Source organism: Metasolibacillus fluoroglycofenilyticus (assembly GCF_003049645.1).
Lineage (GTDB): Bacteria > Bacillota > Bacilli > Bacillales_A > Planococcaceae > Metasolibacillus > Metasolibacillus fluoroglycofenilyticus.
Genome location: NZ_PYWK01000001.1, coordinates 1,440,017 through 1,458,517 on the forward strand (window position 1 = coordinate 1,440,017; position 18,501 = coordinate 1,458,517).

The following is an 18,501-nucleotide window of genomic DNA, read 5'->3' on the forward strand; positions in this document are numbered from 1 at the left end:
TTTAGCACGAATTACTTGCAGTGTGGAATTTGAAAATTCCCTAAAAAACGAAAGTAATTTCATACTTTACTCACATTTCTTGGCTATACTGAAAAAGCAGATAGATAATGGGAGGAAAAAGTATGAAAAAAATATTTACATTTTTAGGGCTATGCTTTTTAATAGCTGCTCAAAGCGTTTCGGCGCATACTATGACAGAGAAAAACATCTATGAGGACGTTGAACCAACTGCTGAAAATGCGCAAAAAATACTATTGTTAAATAGTTTAGGGTTGCTTGGTTATAATGGACAGGATATGAAGCTAGCGCAAGAAGAAAACTTATCACGTATGGAATTTGCAGCATGGGTTGCAGGCTTTTACCAATTAGAGGGGGAAGATTTTGAGCAGCAAGCAAATGCTAGTTTGCAGGAGGAATATGTATCCTCTTTAGAGGGTGATATTACATATAAGGAGCTAAATACAGCGCTTTTCCATAAGGCATTAAATCTTGATGAGCCAGACGCAACAATGACAAAGGCACAATATATCGATTTTATTTTTGCGCATTTGAATGATGATATGGGCGGTCATACATTGCCACAAATGGGTGGCTTCGTTACTGGTCCTACAGGTGTGATTGAAGAAGTAAAAATAGAAGATAAAACAACGATTCTAGTCATCGCTGGTCATGAATATCCTTTATCTGGACATCCGCGTATTTCTGCAACTTCTGACAAGGCAGAGGATTGGATAGGTAGCACTGTTGAGCTGTCTTATTTTACAACAGCAAGTGGCGGTCATAGTCACAGTCAAGGTCATGACGACCATCATGCGGAAGAGAATTCTGTAGAAGATATGGCATTGCATTATGTACAGCTACAGCAAACAGCGGCTAATGCAGCAGAGGAAGCAAGCACTAAAAGCGGCTGGCTTATGTCAGCAATTATTGTTGTAATATTAGCTGGATTAGCATTACTGTTTTTAAAGCGTAAATAAAGAGGCTCTTTGCTAATAGAAAATCAAATTGTTGAGAGCTGTAGGGAAGGGCGTGTCTGAAAATTCATTTTGAGACACGCCTTTTTACAGCTTTTTTTAAAACATACTAAAGAAATAAAAATATTAAGAAAAGATAGCACATTTAGATAAAAGTATGATAAAGTAATAGCACAATTGAATAATGTGTAAGAGTTGGTGCCAAGCGAAGGTTTGGCTTAAAAGGGAAGTCGGTGCAAATCCGACGCTGTCCCGCAACTGTAAGTCGGAGCAAATCACAAATGCCACTGGTGGGAAACTGGGAAGGCTGTGAGGCGCTGTGATGACAAGCCAGGAGACCTGCCAATATCTAGTACACACCAAATACCTACGTGGAAATAGGTGGTGAAAAGTAACGATAAATGTTACAAGTACGAGCGATAAAACAAGAGCGAATGGAATACCATTACGTGTTTTTTTGCGATATATAAATTAATTAGCCATTTTCCGATGAGGGAAAATGGTTTTTTGTTGTAAAAAACTAATTTTGAAAGGTTGGTTTGTGAAATGGCATATGTAACAACAACGATTGGCTATCCATATATTGGGGAAAATCGCCAATGGAAAAAGTCTTTAGAAAAGTTTTGGAAACACGAAATAACAGAAGAGGATTTTCTAGCACAGCAAAAGGAAATTCGTTTAAGTCGCATCGAAAAACAATTGCAGCTAGGATTGAATGTAGTATCAGTTGGCGATTTTACCAATTATGACCGCGTGCTGGATATGGCTGTTATGTTTGGACTTGTACCAAAGCGCTTTAATTGGCAAGGTGGGAAAGTTGATTTGCAAACTTATTATGCTATGGCACGTGGCAATAAAGAGGCAGTCGCAAGTGAAATGACGAAATGGTTTAATACGAATTATCACTATATTGTGCCTGAATACGAAGGGCAACCACTACAGTTAACAGAAAATACAGTGCTAAAGCATTTTATAGAAGCAAAGGCTGCATTTGATATTACCGCAAAGCCGACACTTATTGGCCCTTATACATTTATAAAACTAACAAAGGGCTATGACCGCGTATCTCAAGCGTCATTCGTTTTAGCCATTTTACCTTTATATGCACAAATAATAAAGGAGCTAACTGAGGTTGGCGCGGAATGGATACAGCTTGAGGAGCCGGCGCTTGTTACTTCATTAGATAAGGAAGAAATTCAACTTGTGCAGGAAATATATGCACAGCTCTCTACATCTGTGCCAGAAGCGAAATTGATGTTACAAACATATTTTGAATCCTTATCAGCATACGAGCAGCTTACACAGCTCCCAGTTCATGGTATTGGGCTAGATTTCATACATGGCTATACGCATAATATGAATGCACTACGTCAGCATGGTTTCCCAGCAGACAAAGTTTTAGCTATTGGTATCATCAATGGACGGGATATTTGGCGGGCAAATTTAGCGGAAGTATATTCGACGGTGAAGGCAATTGAGCAACTTTCAGGTGCTAAGGAGCTATGGATTCAGCCTTCGTGCCATTTACAGCATACACCTATTACGACGAAGTTTGAAGCAAGGCTCGATTCGACCTTGCGAGATGCGCTTGCTTTTGCAGATGAAAAAATAGTTGAAATTGTGGAAGTAACAGCTTATTTGAATGGACAGGACACATCAACTAATAGCGCCATATCAACAAGCATGAAGGCGATAGAAGCGTTGAAAAACCATCCTATTCGCAACAATAAGGGAGTACAACAGGCAGTTCAAATGATTCAGCAAGCAGATTTTGAGCGCAAAACATCCTATAAAGAGCGTGTGGCAATTCAACAGAAGGCGCTACAATTACCGTTATTTCCTACAACGACGATTGGTAGCTTCCCGCAATCAGATGAAGTAAAGCAAAAGCGCAATGCATGGCGCAAAGGTGATGTAACAACTGAAGTGTACAATGAATTTTTAAAGCGAGAAACAGCACGCTGGATTGCAATCCAGGAGGAGCTGGATATTGATGTTCTAGTGCATGGTGAGTTTGAGCGGACAGACATGGTAGAATATTTTGGCGAAAAGCTAGCAGGTTTTGCATTTACTGAAAATGCATGGGTAGTATCTTACGGCTCACGCTGTGTAAAGCCACCAATTATTTACGGAGATGTAGCGTGGGAAGCACCGATGACTGTGAAGGAAACGCTTTATGCACAAAGCTTAACAAAGCGTCGTGTGAAAGGAATGTTAACAGGTCCTGTAACAATTCTGAATTGGTCATTTGTGCGTGATGATATAGAGCGTAAAGACGTGACATATCAAATTGCATTAGCATTGCGTCAGGAAATCGAGGCACTTGAGCAAGCAGGTATTTCCATTATTCAGGTAGACGAGCCCGCATTAAGAGAAGGCTTACCGCTTCGCAAAGAGCAGTGGGATGCTTATTTACAATGGGCTGTAGGAGGCTTTAAGCTGGCGACAGCCAGTGTAAAGAATGAAACGCAAATTCATACACATATGTGTTACTGCGAATTCAATGATTTCATTAAGCCAATTAGTGCCTTGGATGCGGATGTAATTTCAATCGAAACATCTAGAAGTCATGGAGAGCTCATTCGCTCACTACAGAATAACCCTTACGACAAAGGCATCGGCTTAGGTGTTTATGATATTCATAGCCCACGCGTGCCAAGTGAGGAAGAAATGCTGACAATTATGGAAGATAGCCTACAAGTATTAGCACGTAACCAATTTTGGGTAAATCCAGATTGCGGCTTAAAAACGCGTAAGGAGCCAGAAACGGTGGCAGCGTTAGCAAATATGGTAGCAGCAGCGAAAACATTGCGTCAGCAAATCGAGCAAGTAATTTAAAGAGGTGCACAAAATGGATAGACAGGTAGTAAAACATTATGAGCAATTATTAAAATCAAATATTATGCAAAATCAGCTAAATGGTGTTTCAAAAACTTTGCATGAACAAGTGGCGCAGTTAATTGCAAATGATAAAGATGATAAGATTGAAATTCAACTGGCCTATAATAATGTAATACGAGAGATAGTGGGGGAAGAGCATTAACTTCTTTCAGTATTCAAGGGATGTCCCAAAAGCCGTGCATAGCCTGCATTTTGGGATATCCCTGTCCTTTTTTCTTCAAATAACATCGCTATTAGTTCAAAAAGCGGGATTATTTCATCGTATATTTGTGTAATGAACCATTTGTTATTTTCCTTCCCAGTTATCTTGATATTAGCATAGCAATAATAGTAAAGTTAATGGAGGGCTGTTGGAAAAGGCAAATTTGTTTTGGAAGTGCATTGAAAGAGGAATTTCATTCTTTTCTCTTTTACTTTGAGGAACCCTATGTTACTCTCGTTTTCAATCAGTAAGTTTTTGTAAAAAACTCATGGATACCCCATATGAATGAAAGTGAATAATGGAGGGGAAATATATGAACATCCGACAAGAGGATGATTATGTCATAATTAATGGCTTTAAAATTGAAGGAAGAATTTTAGAAGAGCGTTGTCAACAATGTCGCAGTCAAAAAATTCGAGATGACCAGTATGATGCTTATTTTTGTGCAACATGCAATAAATGGCTTGAGGAAAAATGTAATGACTCAGACTGTCACTATTGCTCACAAAGACCAAATAAACCAATCCCAGAGCAGTACAGGAGATAGGCGATGAATACAATTTATTTCGTGCGCCATGCACACTCATACTACACACCAGACGAATACAACAGACCTTTATCAAAAGAAGGCTGGGTGGAGGCGCAGAAATTAGTAAAAGTGTTTGGAGCATTAGAAATTCACGCAATATATGCCAGTAATTATAAACGTGCCATTGAAACAATTCAGCCGATAGCAAGTGAGAAAAACTTAACGATTATTCAAAAAGAAACATTGAATGAACGCATTTTAGCAACGGAAACGATTTCTGATTTTTTAAGTGGCATTGCCAAAGTATGGGCTGAGCCGACTTTCTCTTTTGCAGGAGGCGAGTCAAACATAACCGCCCAAAAACGTGTTATTCCAACTATTGCAAAATTGCTGAACTGCCATAAAAATGAAAACATCGTCGTTGGCACACATGGCAATATTTTAACCTTATTATTGAACTATTTCGATAAACAATATGATATAGAGTTTTGGCAAAGCTTAAAAATGCCAGATATTATCGTAGCAAAATTCGCAAATAATAAATTGATTTCAGTAGAACGGTTAATCTATTAACTTAAGGAGATTACATGCAAACGAAAAATCATGGATATACTTTTTTGAAGTTACTACAGCTTCAAGAAAATGAGCTAGTAAGGCTTGAACCATTAGCAGGCTCGTATGCTATTATTCAAATGAAAGGAAAATGGTTAATTTGTTATAATCGTTGGCGCAATCAATGGGAATTACCAGCAGGAAAACGTGAAGTAAGAGAAACACCAAGGCAATGCGCGATGCGGGAGCTATATGAGGAAACGGGACAAGTGGTCAAAAAGTTACTGTTTGTTGGTGTAGCGCAAAGTCAAAATATAGAAACTGGTAAAAGCAAATACAACCCCATATACTATGGGGAACTGGAGCAATTAATGCCTTTTACAGTAAATGAAGAAATGTCGCATATTCATTTATGGGATATGGTTGGACAGATAGATGTAATAGATGAACTTGATTTTGCTCTATTACAGTGCTTATCTAAATTTTATTTTAAATAAAAAAACAAGCCACTAAATCTAGTATTTCCCTATTTTCAAAGGCATATATTTTGCCGAAACACCAAACAAAAGCGTCCAAAATGCCGACTACCGCACGGCATTTTGGACGCCCTTTACCCCAACTTCCCAAATAAACCTTTTCGTGCATCTAGTTCAACTTTGTGACTACAATCATCACATGCAAACCTACCATTCATATTTTGCTTGTACAACTGATACTTGCGAGAGCCTTCTACAATTTTAAAATCTTTTTTGCAACAAATGCAATTTGCTACGTAATAAAACAATTTGCTTCTCCTCGCTTTCCGAAAGATTCCATCCAATTATAACATGTGAATTAATGAAATATTGTGACATAACAATGAAATGATTTTAGGAAAAAGCTTATTTAAGGCACAATTCCGCCGTCATATTGCTGACAAAGTTGTGGCAACAGGTGAAGAGGTAAAGGAAGGTGCATACAGACCATCACAGCTTTACCGTTACAATCATCGCTGGGTCTTTGGCTCATTATAAAGACCCTAAAATCAAATATATAGGAATAATCATCATAATTCATAGTTAGCCTTCCACTCCATACCATTATTCGATAGACTAATAAATAGGTGGGTGATATTTAATGAAAGCAATTCATTTACAATCATTGCTTGACGCATATAAGGATTTATCCGAATCTGCCTTTCTACAATATACGCAGCAGTTTGATATGGATAAAATGCGGACGAACGAGCTAGATGATTTGAATATGCTTATTACAGAGTTAGCTAGCGCTGGTGCAGCACAGCTACATCAATTTTTTGTTGGCTATCGAATTAAGCAAATTAGCAAGGAATTCGATTTATTACGTATTGGGAAAAACTATATTGTAAATATTGAGTTGAAGAGTGAAAGTACAGAGCATCGCATACTTAAGCAATTAAAGCAAAATGTCTATTACTTAAAGTTTTTAGAAGTTGATATTTTAAGCTTTACATTTGTTTCATCAACGAAAACACTGTATCAGTTAAAAGATGAGAAGCTAATCAAAGTATCGTTTTTACATCTGCTGCAAGTGTTAGAAAATCAGCAAGCCCGAATGCTGACGAATATTGATGATGTATTCGACCCAATTAATTATCTTGTTTCACCATTTGAGCTACCACATGCATTTATTAATGGGGAATATTTTTTAACCTCTCCACAAATGACATTTAAAAGAGAAATACTTGATTTAGTAGAGCAAAATACATCTGTTGTCATTGATGGAGCACCAGGAACAGGCAAAACATTACTGACATATGATTTAGTAAAAACGTGGAAAAAAGCAGGGAAAAGGGTTGTACTCGTGCATGGCAATGTGTTAAATCGCGGACAGCGTATTTTAAATGAGCAATATGGTTGGGATATTCAAACAGTAAGTGTCATGTCTTTAACAAATATTGATATCGTCGTAATAGATGAGGCTCAAAAGCTAAGCTATGAGCAGCTCCAGCATATTCGAGCAAAGCTTATGCAAAGCAATACACCTGCTGTTTTTTCGCTTGATGCAGGGCATTATTTATTTGGAAAAGGGAAACGAATTGACGTGCTTGGCTATATTGAGAAGCATTTTGATACAAAAATTTATGAGCTTAAAATGGTGATGCGTTACAACAAGGAAATGCAATCATTTGTGCAACAGCTTTTTGACCAACGCTTAGTTATAGGTAAACAACATTTTCCAAATATTAGCGTTCATTATTTTTCGACAAAAGATGCCTTTATCCAACATATCGAAGAATGTAAAAGAACGAAATGGCTTGTTGTAGATTGCTATCACTTCGAGCGACCGACGACACGTGATATTTTAGGGCATGAATTTAATCGCGTATGTGTCATTATTGATAATCATTTCACCTATAAGGCAAATGGTCGTTTGTCAGCTGCTAGAAAAAGTGCGGCAATTGACCCATTGCAAGTGCTTTACCATACAATTATTCGTACACGCAAAAAATTGCAATTAGTTGTAGTGGAAAATGTCACAATACTACAAACGATTATCCATTTATTGAAAAATGAGCATTAAAGGTACAAATTTTAGATGTAGTAACAGAGCTTGTCGAGCACTATAAACTAACTGCTGATTATTTAGAAAAGCATTTCACTCGAAATTAGGAGCATTTTTTGGGGGATTTTACTTAATAGAGAGCAAAAAACGTAAAATGCGTTATGGAAGCATTCAATGCGATTGCAAGAAATGCAAAATATGGCGCTAACGATGCCAAATTTAATCAAATAAATTACATATTTTTACGAAACAACATACCATGTTCAATTCACACAAAATATTCGATTGCTTGTAGGGATTTATGGTAGTAATGCCTTTACTTATCACTGCGTCTAAAAGCGAATTGAAAAATATGGTGAAATTACAACGGTTACACTTTGGAACATATCTGCTTTTCAAGAGTGAATACAAAAGTAGCTAGAAAGCTTAAAATCTGAACTAGATAATGGATTATAGAAGCTTAAGTTGGGGCTGTCCAAAAAGCCGTGCATAGCCAGCCTTTTGGACAGTAGCGATGATGTTTCACAAAATGTTGATTCATCGCCTCTTTTAACAATGGGATGAACATGGGCTTTAGCAGTGTTATCCTTCAGTAAAAGGGAAGCGATGAAAACATTGATTTCAATGCAGTGGCAAAACAAAATGGACTTTTCGCACAACTCCGATTGCTTAAAAAACTAGGCTTGCTCTAGTGCAGCAATTGCTTGTTGCACTTGCTCCTCTGATAAAGCATGTCTAACAATGTAACGATTGCGCTCATGCTTCGTACATTCAATTGTACAGCCACCTAAATGCTTTGCTTCATTTTCTTCAGATGTTAAAATTTGCTTATTACACTCAGGGTTAGCGCAGTTAATATAGCGCTCGCAAGGCGTGCCATCAAAATGGTCTTTTCCTACAACAACATGCTCTACTTGGTTAATTGGCACAGTTAATCGTTCATCGAACACATACATTTGACCGTCCCAAAGCTGACCTTTTGTTTCAGGGTCTTTGCCATAAGTCGCGATGCCGCCGTGTAATTGCCCTACATCCTCAAAGCCTTCCCGCTTTAGCCAGCCAGAAAATTTCTCGCAGCGAATGCCGCCAGTACAATAAGTTAATACTCGCTTCCCATCAAATAATTCGCGATTTTCACGCACCCATTGTGGCGTATCACGGAAATTTTCGACTTCTGGGCGTATGGCACCACGGAAGTGCCCGACATCATATTCATACGTGTTGCGCACATCTAAAACAACCGTATTTTCATCTTGCATTTGCTCTAAAAATTGTGCAGGGGATAGGTATTCACCTGTAATTTCATGCGGATTAATATCATCCTCTAAGCTTAAATTTACTAATTCAGGGCGAGGGCGTACATGCATTTTTTTGAATGCGTGACCTTCTACCTCATCAATTTTAAAGACAATTCCCTTGAATAATGGATTATTTTTCATTAATTCCATATAGGCATTTGTCGCTTCAACTGTACCGGAAACTGTACCGTTAATACCTTCTGTCGCAACTAAAATACGACCTTTTAGTTCAAGGTCCTTACACTGTTGTAAATGCTCTTCAGCAAATAGCGCAGGGTCCTCAATCGTTGTGTAAAAATAATACAATAAAACTCTGTAATTCATAATAGATATTCCACCTTATTCGTGTTTGCAGGACACGTTTTTTTGAAACCGTCTATTAGCATAACAAAAATAAACAAAGTACTCCATCGGTAATTAGGCTGAAATTGATGCTATAATAATTCCAAAAGTACATAGGAAGGGAGTGGGACATTTGAAAATTGTCATTAGCCCCGATTCATTTAAAGGAACATTATCCGCATTTGAGGCTGCAAAAAGTATTGAACAAGGAATAAAAAAACTGAAGCCTAATGCCACAACAGTGCTTCTTCCAATTGCAGACGGTGGGGAAGGGACGCTCGCAACGCTAATTCAATGTACAAATGGTCAATTGAAAACAGCACAAGTCTTAGATCCAATAGGCAGGGAAATTAAAGCGAGCTACGGAATTTTAGGGGATGGTAAAACTTGCATCATCGAAATGGCACAAGCTTCTGGCTTAACATTACTTGGCGAGGATGAAAGAAACCCTAAAATTGCTTCAAGCTTTGGTACAGGACAGTTGATTCAAGAGGCATTAGCTCAAGGCTATAGGGAATTTATTATTTGCATTGGTGGGAGTGCAACAAACGATGGTGGTGTAGGGATGTTACGTGCACTAGGCTTGCGTTTACTTGATGTAGCAGGATTGGAGATTGAAACAACAACAGATGGATTACAGCGAATTCATCATTTAGACTTTACAAATTGGGATAAGCGAATTGCGCATGCTTATTTTTCAATTGCCTGTGATGTGGATAATCCGCTTATTGGTGAGAAAGGAGCTACGGCAATTTTCGGCAAACAAAAAGGTGTACCAGCACATGAAATCGAATATTTTGACAAGGCTTTAACAAAATGGGCTGATGTTATAGAGAGAGAAATGGGAATACAATTACATCATTACAAAGGTGCTGGTGCTGCTGGAGGAATGGGCGGTGCATTAATCGCTTTTTTGAATGGTCAGTTTAATCAAGGGGTAGAGCTTGTATTAAAGCACTTGCAGTTTGAGCAAGCAATTGAAAATGCCGATTTGATTATTACTGGTGAAGGACAATCTGACCAACAAACATTACACGGCAAAGCACCGTTTGGTGTACTCACATATGCCAGAAAGCACGATATACCTGTTGCTTTATTGTCAGGCACAATTGCGGAAGATGACAAACAGATATTAACACAGCATTTTCACTATTGTGGCACAGTCGTTCATCATTCTATTACGACAGAGATGGCGATGAAAGAGCCTGCAAAATATTTAACAAAGGCCTCTTTTGAATTAATTAGGTCCATTTATCCTAATGAAGTATCCAATTAAAAAATTAATGCTAACATTGTGCAGTCATTTTCTATGAAAAAATAATAAATGATTAAAAAAGTAAAAAGTGGGTAAAGTATAGTGTACTAAAATACAAAGGAGTTTTTATCTATGTCTAAAAATTTAAACACAAAATTAAACGAGCTTGTATCAACGTATTCTGTACTGTATACGAAATTACACAATTATCATTGGTATGTAAGTGGTCCATCTTTCTTTACGCTACATGAAAAATTTGAAGAATTATATAACGAAACAACATTAAACTTAGATGAATTGGCAGAGCGTATTTTGTCAAAAGATGCCAAGCCTGTCGCAACATTGCAAGAACATTTAGCTCAATCTTTAATTGAAGAAGCAGAAGGTAAGGAAACGGCGGAACAAATGGTTGCTACAATTGTCGCCGATTTTAAAACAATTATGCAGGCACTTAATGAAACGATGTCAATTGCAGCAGAGGAAGGCGACGACCGTACAGAGGATATGTTAAATGCAATGTATCAAAGTATTGAGAAACATACGTGGATGTTAAATGCATATTTAGGTGAAAGTGTGAGCGCTAATTAACAATGTAAGGAATGTTTTTATGCTATAAATTATGAATTTTCATATTAAATTACAGCAGCTTAGAAGGCGTTTGTTTTCTAAGTTGCTTTTTTTGCTAGGCTGTTTTCGCAAAGATTGTTGCTTTTTTATAAATTTCAATGATGTGTAGTATATTAGAAATAGATTATATAAAGTGAACCTTCAATCAGTGGGGGTTTTCTTCATCCCCCACTGATTGGTAGTTTCACCAATCGGGTTTTTACAGGCTGTTTGATCCCCCACTTAAACATCTTGATTTTATCTGTTGTTTTGAAGTGGGGGTCTTACAGCCTGTTAATACGGGATAAAAAAGGAGATTGAAATACCATATTTGATAACATTTTCAAGATAAAGGAAGGAATGATGACAATGACAAAATTATCTTATAGTGGTTTAAAATATGGAGAAAGTGATGTGGAAATAAAATTATTGGTGGATATACAAAATGATTGGTGTGAGATAATGCATACTAAGGAAGTATCACAAGTAATGAATAAATCAACAGGTAAATATATCACAGTAAATCGAAATACCTTGAAATGTGAGATTATTTCATAATACAAAATAAATAAACTTTATGCGACTGACTAGATTAGTTGCATTTTTTTGAACTTCTAAGCGTCCCGACAGTTGTATAACTTTATGTACAGCCTGAAATAGAAGTTGCTTCACATGTTTCTTGTGAGCAGCTTTTTTAATTTGTTCTCAATATTCGAACCAAAATATGTAAGGGAGGAATTAGAAAAATAAGAGAAGGAATTGTCCGAAAAGTCCATTTTGTTTTGCCACCGCATTGAAATCAATGTTTTCATCGCTTCCCTTTTACTGAAGGAGTACACTGCTAAAGCCCATGTTCATCCCATTGTTAAAAGAGGCGATGAATCAATATTTTGTGAAACATCATCGCTACTGTCCAAAATGCCGGCTATGCACGGCTTTTTGGACAGCCCCTTCCGGGATTAACAGTAAAAATCTGTTTATTCAATTAAAGAATTGGTGTTAATTCTGAGTTTACAAGTCTTTGAGCATCAATGATAACACCTGAAGCTGTTCGCCCATAAACACTATATAATCCACCAGTTTGATTTGGGGCAATTTCAACTTCATATTGGAACGCGCCCCCTACACCTGGAGTTACAAAGGTAGAAGCATTAGCCGCAGCTGCAAAAGGAGTTGTTGACAATAATTGTCTTGAACCGTTAAGTCTATAAACTCGGACTACTCCAGTTAGTAAACCACCAGTGAGATTGAGAACTTTTACACGAACACTAGTCGCATTAGCAGGTAAGTTTCCTGTATTTTCAATTGGGCCAGTAGTTAAAGGCATGTAATTTTCACCTCCCAAAAATAATGATTTATAATCTGCAGATTACATTTCCATAGTATGAAGTAGCTGACATGTTCTCTAGTCGTATTCATCATATTTTTATAAATAAATAATATGTGTGAATTAATTAGTAGATATTTTCCAAAAAAAACATGTAAACAAAGGTGAATTTATATATCAAGGCTTAATGCCCTAATAGAAATACCTAGTAAGTAAATAATATGCCAAATTCGTGTTGTTCCCCCTATCTTTGGAAGGCTTTTGTAGTTCGTTGCCGCATTTGAACGTAACAAAGTAGAAATATTGATATTCGTCCCAAGACGTTTTTAATATCAGTTGATTTAACGTCTTTCAGCAATGTTTTTTGTACAGAAAGCATAGCGATAGGTACAGAAGTCTCCCACCACTATAGGTGGCGAAATGAATGCAAGTATAAGACCGATTTCAGCGGATGTCCAAACACTCGCTAATAAAGAGGAACTCACTCTAAGAAGATAACGACTGAGTGACTAATATCGTGATGACCTAAACCTCCAGCGTATGTCATGGGTCGTGATGGTTTTAGGTTAACTCCCACCAATTAGCTCGAAAAAATCTGGATGAGAGTTAATCCAGTGGCAATTAATAAATATAGATTATAAAAAACTATTGACTAAAATTTAATCCTTCATTTATATTTATGTTAACCTTATTTTTTATTTGGTTAACGTAAGTGGAGGTGTAATTAATGGAAGTAGTATCAAAAAGAACAGCTTGGCGTACTTTGGATTTACTTTATTGCAGTGCGTTTGCAACATTAATGATGGTTGGAGCGAATATCACTTCTTTTGTGCCGTTTTTAGTTGCGGGCGGGGTACCTATCACATTGCAAACCTTTTTTGGAGTTTTAGCTGGGCTTGTGCTAGGGCGAGTGAAAGGTGCAGTTGCTTGTACAGTTTATATGTGTATTGGACTAGCTGGCGCACCTGTTTTCGCAAAATTTTCTGGGGGGCCTTCAGCGCTAGTTTCTCCCACATTTGGCTTTATTGTTAGCTTTATCATTTGCGCTTATATTGCGGGCGCAATTGTTGAGCGCTACCAATCGAGAAAGGCTTATGTAGTAAGCGGCTTAATAACGATGACCTTGATTTATATTTTAGGTACGAATTGGATGTATTTTGCCTATCAGCTTTGGGCTGCTGCGCCGGATGGCTTTAGTTATAAAATGGCATGGGCATGGATGGTTCCGCCGATGCCGAAAGATTTTGTTTTAGCAATCTTTGCAGGATTACTTGCCTATCGTTTACAAAAGACATTGCGAATTTTACCAATCAAGTAGGGAGTGGGGAGCAGAATGAGCTGGCAGAAATTAGCGAATGAAGTGATTGAAGGAAGACTTTTAACAAATGATGAAGCCTTGGCGATTTTGAGTGTGCCAGATGAGGAATTATTGCCTTTGCTACATGGAGCATATACTATTCGCAAGCACTATTACGGCAATAAAGTGAAGCTTAATATGATTATGAATGCCAAAAGTGGCTACTGCCCTGAAAACTGTGGTTATTGCTCGCAATCATCGATATCAAGTGCACCAATTGAGAAATATCCATTTATCACTAAAGAGGAAATTTTAGCAGGAGCGAAGCAGGCATTTGACAATCAAATTGGTACATTTTGCATTGTTGCGAGTGGTCGAGGACCTACGCGCAAGGATGTTCGTATTGTGAGTGAAGCAGTTAGGGAAATTAAAGAAAAGTATGGCTTAAAGGTATGCGCTTGTTTAGGATTACTTAAGGAGGAGCAGGCGGAGCAGTTAAAAGAGGCTGGTGTTGACCGCTATAACCATAACTTGAATACATCTGCAAGACACCATGATTTTATTACGACCTCCCATACGTATCAAGACCGTGTTAATACAGTGGAGATTGCTAAAAAGCATGGGCTGTCACCGTGTTCAGGTGCAATTGTGGGCATGAAGGAAACGAAGCAAGATGTTGTAGATATTGCATATGCACTGCATGCACTTGATGCGGATTCGATTCCTGTTAATTTTTTAAATGCGATTGCTGGCACGAAGCTTGAAGGAACAAAGGAATTAAATCCTCGTTACTGCTTAAAAGTGCTCGCGTTATTCCGTTTTATCAATCCGACCAAGGAAATTCGAATTTCTGGCGGGCGAGAGGTTAATTTAGGCGCACTGCAACCGCTAGGACTTTATGCGGCAAATAGTATTTTTGTTGGCGATTATTTAACGACAGCGGGGCAGGAAAAAAATAAAGATTATAAGATGCTAGAAGATTTAGGTTTTGAAATCGAACTGACGGCCAAGCAGCAAGGGCTATGCCACAGTTAAAATCTAATAGGCATCTGTAAAATAAGCTAAAAGGCTATTGGGTGTTCTTGATTTCCCGATAGCCTTAAAATTATGCTTCCTCTATATCATAAACAACAATTTTATGTTTATTTAATAGCATAATGACGGACATTTTTTGATTTGGGTCGAACGCTACTTCAATAAATGTACCGCTATCTTTGCCCTCATAGCCTTCTTCCTTTAATGCAGTGAGCGCTTGTGAAATATTCGTTACATAAATTTTATATGTTTGCATAAAACCTCTCCTCTATTTTTAATCGTAGCATTTTATAAAAAAATTTACAATTTCCCGAAAGCAATTAATAGCAGCAATCAATTATTATATTTATGTAATTTAAAAATAAAAAATAGGAGCAACACTGACTTTAGTGGTGTTGCTCCTTAGTAGGAAAATCTTTCTGTTAATGCAGCGCTAAAATTGAGCAATCTTTTAGCATGAATTAGTCTGCTTGAATTTCTTCGACAGTTTGCTCGACTTCGGCACGCGACATTTTCTCGCGACCATCATGCATTGCTTTTAAAGTTTTATGCGCTAAAGCGAGTGGTAAGCGACAAAACAGCAGGACAGTACGTTTATTAATGCTCTTCATATATTCATCTGCTTTAGCTAAGTTCTCCTCAGCATAAGCAAATAACTCTTGGCGTCCCCAGCCGTCCGGTACGAAGCTTACGCCACGCTCGTTCAAGTCTTCCTGCTCATTGCGTAAAATATTAACAGCCTGTAAGCCTCGACCATAGCCGATTGCTAGCTCTCTGTCTGTTTCAATCCCCTCAAACTCCAGCCACAGATTAGACAGCATTACCCCGACAAGTCCAGCGACGTAATATGTATAATCGTCTAAATCTTCACGCGTTTTCACTTGCCAATTAGCTTTGGCCCATTTCGCCATACCCATCGCCATTTCGCTTGTTGCGGCTGTAACAAGCGGTAACGCTCTCGCTGGGCATGCCTCTAGCCAATCTGCTAGACGCACCGTCACCTCAGGCCATTTATCCTGCTGAGGGGCAAGAAGTGCTGTGTAGGCTTCCGTATCGAAGGGCTTTTTTAAAAGCTCGCCTGTCGCCATCAACAGCTCCTGCTTTGTCGTATTATCAATATCCTCGTGGTCCTCAATTTCATCAATGGCACGCATTGCAAGATAAGCAGTCGCAACAGCCATCTTTAATTCTTTTTGTAAAAATGTTATCGGAATATAAAAAGTGCGGCTCGTTTCCTTTAAAACGCGCATTGCATCTTTTTGAAGCACTTTATTTGTCATACCGACTCCTCCTCAAATATATACACCCTCTATCGTAACGCAAAATGTATGAAAGATAAATTAGTAACTGCTGAAATTGTTATTTTATTTTAGTAGATGGGGTTTTCCTCATTCTCATTCTAAGTTAGAATAGTAGAAGCAATACGACAATGGTAGGTGACTATATGACACGTGATAAAACGTACATATTCATTGATATCGAGGCTGCGCTCATACGGGGGAGACAGTGTATTATTGAAATTGGGGCGGTAAAATGGCTTCCAAACGGTACACAAACGACCTTTACGCAACTAATTCAGCCTTATAAATTTAAAAAATTGAATAATCATATTCAAAAGCTGACAGGCATTACAACAGAAGAATTGCTAGGAGCGCCATCATTTAGAGAGGCGATTCAAAAGTTTAAGCGCTGGTGTGAGGGACACTACGTATTATTTACTTTTGGAGAGTTTGATCGCAAAGTTTTAGAAGAGGAGATGGAGCGCCATCATCTAAGCAGCGATTTTTTATTTCCGATGGTCGATTATCAGCAAAAATATATGATTGCTCATAGTTTACGCGAGCAGCCAAGCCTCCAAAAATTAATGGCAGAGTTAAATTTAAAGGCGAGCATACAGCATCGAGCGTTAGCAGATGCACAGAGCCTTCAGCAAATTTTTGTCGAAACGAATGGGGAAGCATTGATGGAGGGGCAGCAAACAAATGATATGCTTGTGCTTTTTGCCTATTCAAGACAGTTGGAAACAGCCTTTGATATTATGGTGACTTACGTAAATTGCAAAGTACAGCATGACCGTATTGATATCGTCAAACAGACAACCCATCGCGAAAAGTTGCCTTTTTCTATACAGGAAAAAGAGCAAGTAGCAGAGGATGGAGAAGTTTATACGAAGCAATTAATAAAAATGAAGCCTTCCAGCAAGCTTAAAAACACATTGCAAGACATTAGCACGCAATCTGTTGGAAAAGTGATTTTAACATATGCAGGTTTAAAATCGATTTCTAAGTGGATGCGCCTACATCAATGTACGATGCCAAAAACAGAAAACTTGAAATGGCAAAGTCTGTTAAAAGAAGAGGAGCTCGCACTCGAGAAGTTAACGGAAGTTCCATCAATTAAAGCGTATGAAGAAACGATTTGTCAATTACTAAAAAAATATGAATATGTCATTATTGAGGAGTATAGAAAACGTAATCTATTCCCACAAGAGGTAGTAGGCATATAATTTAAAGGGGATTTTTATGTTGAAATCGATAGGAATTGATGCAGGAGGAACATTAACAAAAATGGCTTATTTTAATGAGCATGGCCAGTTAATGCTAGAAAGCTTCCCATCGAATGATTTACAACTCGTAAAAGAATGGTTAAAGCAGCATCCGAATGTTGAAGAAATCGGGCTAACAGGTGGACGCACAGAACAGCTACGAGAGCAGCTTGAAACGATGAAATCCATTGAATATATCGTGGAGTTTGAGGCGACATTAAAAGGTGTGCAATATTTGCTTGTTAAGGAAGGACATCAAATTGACAATGCGATTATTACAAATATCGGCACGGGGACCTCGATTCATTATATGGAAAATGGACAGCACGTGCGTGTTGGAGGTACTGGTGTAGGTGGAGGTACATTAGTTGGTCTTGCCACACTGCTAACAGGACATAGCGATTTTAAAGAAATTACAAAGCTTGCCTCAGCGGGTGTGCGTGAAAATATTGATTTGCTCGTACGCGATATTTATCAAGGGATGGATACACCTATCGCAGGAGATTTAACAGCGAGCAATTTTGGTAAGGTCGGCATTACAGCTACTACAGAGCATCCACAGGCAGATGTTTTAGCCACTGTGCAAGGTCTTGTTGGTGAAGTGATTACGACATTAAGCATCCAATTTGCTGAGCAAAAGGAAACTGCATATATCGTTTATATTGGCTCGACATTGACAGATAACGAAGATTTACAAAAAGTGATTGCCAATTATACGATTTTAAAAAAGCATAACCCAATTTTCTTACAGGACAGAGGCTACGCTGGTGCAGTTGGGGCTTTGTTGAATATGAATAAATAAAAGCACTAGAGCGTCCAAAAAGCGTGCGGGGCACTATTTTTTGGACGCTTTATTCGTCTTTAAAGTGAAGTAGCATAATCCAAAAGCTTGCAAACCGCGATATTAAAGCTCTTCCTTCTGTAATTAAAGAAATAAATAAAACCCATTTTGGCATCTAATCCGATTTTATAAGCTTAAAAACATAGGTTGTAATAAATCGCTAATAAAGCAGCTCAAGTCGCAAATAAATTAGGATAAGCCGTTAGATTTCGTATTTATAACCTTCTGAAATAAGCTACTTTCTTAAAAAACGGCTATTTTTCTACGTTCTGAT

The 18,501-nt window shown here is 38.0% G+C and carries 19 protein-coding genes and 1 riboswitch; of the genes, 15 read left to right on the forward strand and 4 right to left on the reverse strand.

Translation table 11 applies throughout. The annotated features are described in order from the left end of the window. Positions 1-122: 122 nt before the first annotated feature. The 8 genes from C9J36_RS06675 to C9J36_RS06705 all read left to right on the forward strand — a co-directional run bounded on the left by C9J36_RS06675 (position 123) and on the right by C9J36_RS06705 (position 7,699). Positions 123-977 (forward strand): hypothetical protein, encoded by an 855-nt coding sequence (locus tag C9J36_RS06675; RefSeq protein ID WP_107942589.1) that lies wholly within the window; start codon positions 123-125, stop codon positions 975-977. 176 nt (positions 978-1,153) lie between these two features. Then, positions 1,154-1,335, forward strand: a riboswitch (cobalamin riboswitch). 185 nt (positions 1,336-1,520) lie between these two features. After that, complete coding sequence (gene metE / locus C9J36_RS06680; protein WP_107942590.1) at positions 1,521-3,812, forward strand: 5-methyltetrahydropteroyltriglutamate--homocysteine S-methyltransferase; 2,292 nt, start codon at positions 1,521-1,523, stop codon at positions 3,810-3,812. 13 nt (positions 3,813-3,825) lie between these two features. Beyond that, positions 3,826-4,017 carry a hypothetical protein gene (locus tag C9J36_RS06685; RefSeq protein WP_107942591.1) on the forward strand — a complete coding sequence of 64 codons (192 nt, stop codon included), beginning with the start codon at positions 3,826-3,828 and terminating at the stop codon, positions 4,015-4,017. Positions 4,018-4,390: 373 nt separating this feature from the next. Next, positions 4,391-4,624 carry a hypothetical protein gene (locus C9J36_RS06690; RefSeq protein ID WP_066163584.1) on the forward strand — a complete coding sequence of 78 codons (234 nt, stop codon included), beginning with the start codon at positions 4,391-4,393 and terminating at the stop codon, positions 4,622-4,624. Positions 4,625-4,627: 3 nt separating this feature from the next. Beyond that, positions 4,628-5,179 (forward strand): histidine phosphatase family protein, encoded by a 552-nt coding sequence (locus C9J36_RS06695; protein WP_066163582.1) that lies wholly within the window; start codon positions 4,628-4,630, stop codon positions 5,177-5,179. A 14-nt stretch (positions 5,180-5,193) separates the two neighbouring features. Further along, positions 5,194-5,655 (forward strand): NUDIX domain-containing protein, encoded by a 462-nt coding sequence (locus tag C9J36_RS06700; RefSeq protein WP_066163581.1) that lies wholly within the window; start codon positions 5,194-5,196, stop codon positions 5,653-5,655. A gap of 366 nt (positions 5,656-6,021) precedes the next feature. Then, the gene (locus C9J36_RS17275) at positions 6,022-6,171 is read left to right on the forward strand and encodes an NrtR DNA-binding winged helix domain-containing protein (RefSeq protein ID WP_161956384.1); all 150 of its coding nucleotides are present in this window, start codon (positions 6,022-6,024) and stop codon (positions 6,169-6,171) included. A 103-nt stretch (positions 6,172-6,274) separates the two neighbouring features. Further along, positions 6,275-7,699: an AAA family ATPase gene (locus C9J36_RS06705; RefSeq protein ID WP_066163580.1), complete on the forward strand. Its 1,425-nt coding sequence runs from the start codon at positions 6,275-6,277 to the stop codon at positions 7,697-7,699. A gap of 659 nt (positions 7,700-8,358) precedes the next feature. Here the strand turns inward: C9J36_RS06705 and trhO are convergent. Beyond that, the gene (trhO, locus tag C9J36_RS06710) at positions 8,359-9,303 is read right to left on the reverse strand and encodes an oxygen-dependent tRNA uridine(34) hydroxylase TrhO (RefSeq protein WP_066163578.1); all 945 of its coding nucleotides are present in this window, start codon (positions 9,301-9,303) and stop codon (positions 8,359-8,361) included. A gap of 151 nt (positions 9,304-9,454) precedes the next feature. On the opposite strand from trhO, the gene C9J36_RS06715 reads away from it, so the two are divergent. The 3 genes from C9J36_RS06715 (at position 9,455) to C9J36_RS06725 (ending at position 11,740) form a co-directional block, all read left to right on the forward strand. Further along, positions 9,455-10,597 (forward strand): glycerate kinase, encoded by a 1,143-nt coding sequence (locus C9J36_RS06715; RefSeq protein WP_107942592.1) that lies wholly within the window; start codon positions 9,455-9,457, stop codon positions 10,595-10,597. A 111-nt stretch (positions 10,598-10,708) separates the two neighbouring features. Further along, on the forward strand, positions 10,709-11,164 hold the full coding sequence (locus tag C9J36_RS06720) for a Dps family protein (RefSeq protein ID WP_066163574.1): 456 nt from the start codon (positions 10,709-10,711) through the stop codon (positions 11,162-11,164). A gap of 387 nt (positions 11,165-11,551) precedes the next feature. Then, entirely contained in the window at positions 11,552-11,740 is a 189-nt protein-coding gene (locus C9J36_RS06725) for a hypothetical protein (protein WP_107943090.1), read from the forward strand. A gap of 427 nt (positions 11,741-12,167) precedes the next feature. Here C9J36_RS06725 and C9J36_RS06730 read toward each other — a convergent pair whose 3' ends face one another. Beyond that, complete coding sequence (locus C9J36_RS06730; protein WP_066163573.1) at positions 12,168-12,509, reverse strand: ATPase; 342 nt, start codon at positions 12,507-12,509, stop codon at positions 12,168-12,170. A gap of 727 nt (positions 12,510-13,236) precedes the next feature. Between C9J36_RS06730 and C9J36_RS06735 the strand changes: the two genes are divergently transcribed. After that, positions 13,237-13,827: a biotin transporter BioY gene (locus tag C9J36_RS06735; RefSeq protein WP_066163571.1), complete on the forward strand. Its 591-nt coding sequence runs from the start codon at positions 13,237-13,239 to the stop codon at positions 13,825-13,827. A gap of 15 nt (positions 13,828-13,842) precedes the next feature. Then, complete coding sequence (gene bioB / locus C9J36_RS06740) at positions 13,843-14,841, forward strand: biotin synthase BioB (protein ID WP_107942593.1); 999 nt, start codon at positions 13,843-13,845, stop codon at positions 14,839-14,841. A gap of 70 nt (positions 14,842-14,911) precedes the next feature. Here bioB and C9J36_RS06745 read toward each other — a convergent pair whose 3' ends face one another. After that, positions 14,912-15,097, reverse strand: coding sequence for a hypothetical protein (locus C9J36_RS06745; protein ID WP_066163568.1), 186 nt, complete (start codon positions 15,095-15,097; stop codon positions 14,912-14,914). Positions 15,098-15,302: 205 nt separating this feature from the next. Further along, positions 15,303-16,121 (reverse strand): squalene/phytoene synthase family protein, encoded by an 819-nt coding sequence (locus C9J36_RS06750; protein ID WP_066163566.1) that lies wholly within the window; start codon positions 16,119-16,121, stop codon positions 15,303-15,305. Positions 16,122-16,285: 164 nt separating this feature from the next. On the opposite strand from C9J36_RS06750, the gene C9J36_RS06755 reads away from it, so the two are divergent. Together C9J36_RS06755 and coaW are read left to right on the forward strand one after the other, a co-directional pair. Further along, entirely contained in the window at positions 16,286-17,347 is a 1,062-nt protein-coding gene (locus C9J36_RS06755) for a 3'-5' exonuclease (RefSeq protein WP_066164469.1), read from the forward strand. 16 nt (positions 17,348-17,363) lie between these two features. Next, on the forward strand, positions 17,364-18,188 hold the full coding sequence (gene coaW, locus C9J36_RS06760; protein WP_066163564.1) for a type II pantothenate kinase: 825 nt from the start codon (positions 17,364-17,366) through the stop codon (positions 18,186-18,188). Positions 18,189-18,501 lie beyond the last annotated feature (313 nt).

Bases quoted from the DNA above. Each gene is read 5' to 3' on its own strand.
- C9J36_RS06745 (WP_066163568.1), bottom strand. From the start codon at position 15,097: ATGCAAACATATAAAATTTATGTAACGAATATTTCACAAGCGCTCACT.
- coaW (WP_066163564.1), top strand. From the start codon at position 17,364: ATGTTGAAATCGATAGGAATTGATGCAGGAGGAACATTAACAAAAATG.
- bioB (WP_107942593.1), top strand. From the start codon at position 13,843: ATGAGCTGGCAGAAATTAGCGAATGAAGTGATTGAAGGAAGACTTTTA.
- C9J36_RS06700 (WP_066163581.1), top strand. From the start codon at position 5,194: ATGCAAACGAAAAATCATGGATATACTTTTTTGAAGTTACTACAGCTT.
- C9J36_RS06685 (WP_107942591.1), top strand. From the start codon at position 3,826: ATGGATAGACAGGTAGTAAAACATTATGAGCAATTATTAAAATCAAAT.
- C9J36_RS06690 (WP_066163584.1), top strand. From the start codon at position 4,391: ATGAACATCCGACAAGAGGATGATTATGTCATAATTAATGGCTTTAAA.
- trhO (WP_066163578.1), bottom strand. From the start codon at position 9,303: ATGAATTACAGAGTTTTATTGTATTATTTTTACACAACGATTGAGGAC.
- C9J36_RS06675 (WP_107942589.1), top strand. From the start codon at position 123: ATGAAAAAAATATTTACATTTTTAGGGCTATGCTTTTTAATAGCTGCT.
- C9J36_RS06755 (WP_066164469.1), top strand. From the start codon at position 16,286: ATGACACGTGATAAAACGTACATATTCATTGATATCGAGGCTGCGCTC.
- metE (WP_107942590.1), top strand. From the start codon at position 1,521: ATGGCATATGTAACAACAACGATTGGCTATCCATATATTGGGGAAAAT.
- C9J36_RS06730 (WP_066163573.1), bottom strand. From the start codon at position 12,509: ATGCCTTTAACTACTGGCCCAATTGAAAATACAGGAAACTTACCTGCT.
- C9J36_RS06725 (WP_107943090.1), top strand. From the start codon at position 11,552: ATGACAAAATTATCTTATAGTGGTTTAAAATATGGAGAAAGTGATGTG.
- C9J36_RS06735 (WP_066163571.1), top strand. From the start codon at position 13,237: ATGGAAGTAGTATCAAAAAGAACAGCTTGGCGTACTTTGGATTTACTT.
- C9J36_RS06705 (WP_066163580.1), top strand. From the start codon at position 6,275: ATGAAAGCAATTCATTTACAATCATTGCTTGACGCATATAAGGATTTA.
- C9J36_RS06695 (WP_066163582.1), top strand. From the start codon at position 4,628: ATGAATACAATTTATTTCGTGCGCCATGCACACTCATACTACACACCA.
- C9J36_RS06750 (WP_066163566.1), bottom strand. From the start codon at position 16,121: ATGACAAATAAAGTGCTTCAAAAAGATGCAATGCGCGTTTTAAAGGAA.
- C9J36_RS06720 (WP_066163574.1), top strand. From the start codon at position 10,709: ATGTCTAAAAATTTAAACACAAAATTAAACGAGCTTGTATCAACGTAT.
- C9J36_RS17275 (WP_161956384.1), top strand. From the start codon at position 6,022: ATGATTTTAGGAAAAAGCTTATTTAAGGCACAATTCCGCCGTCATATT.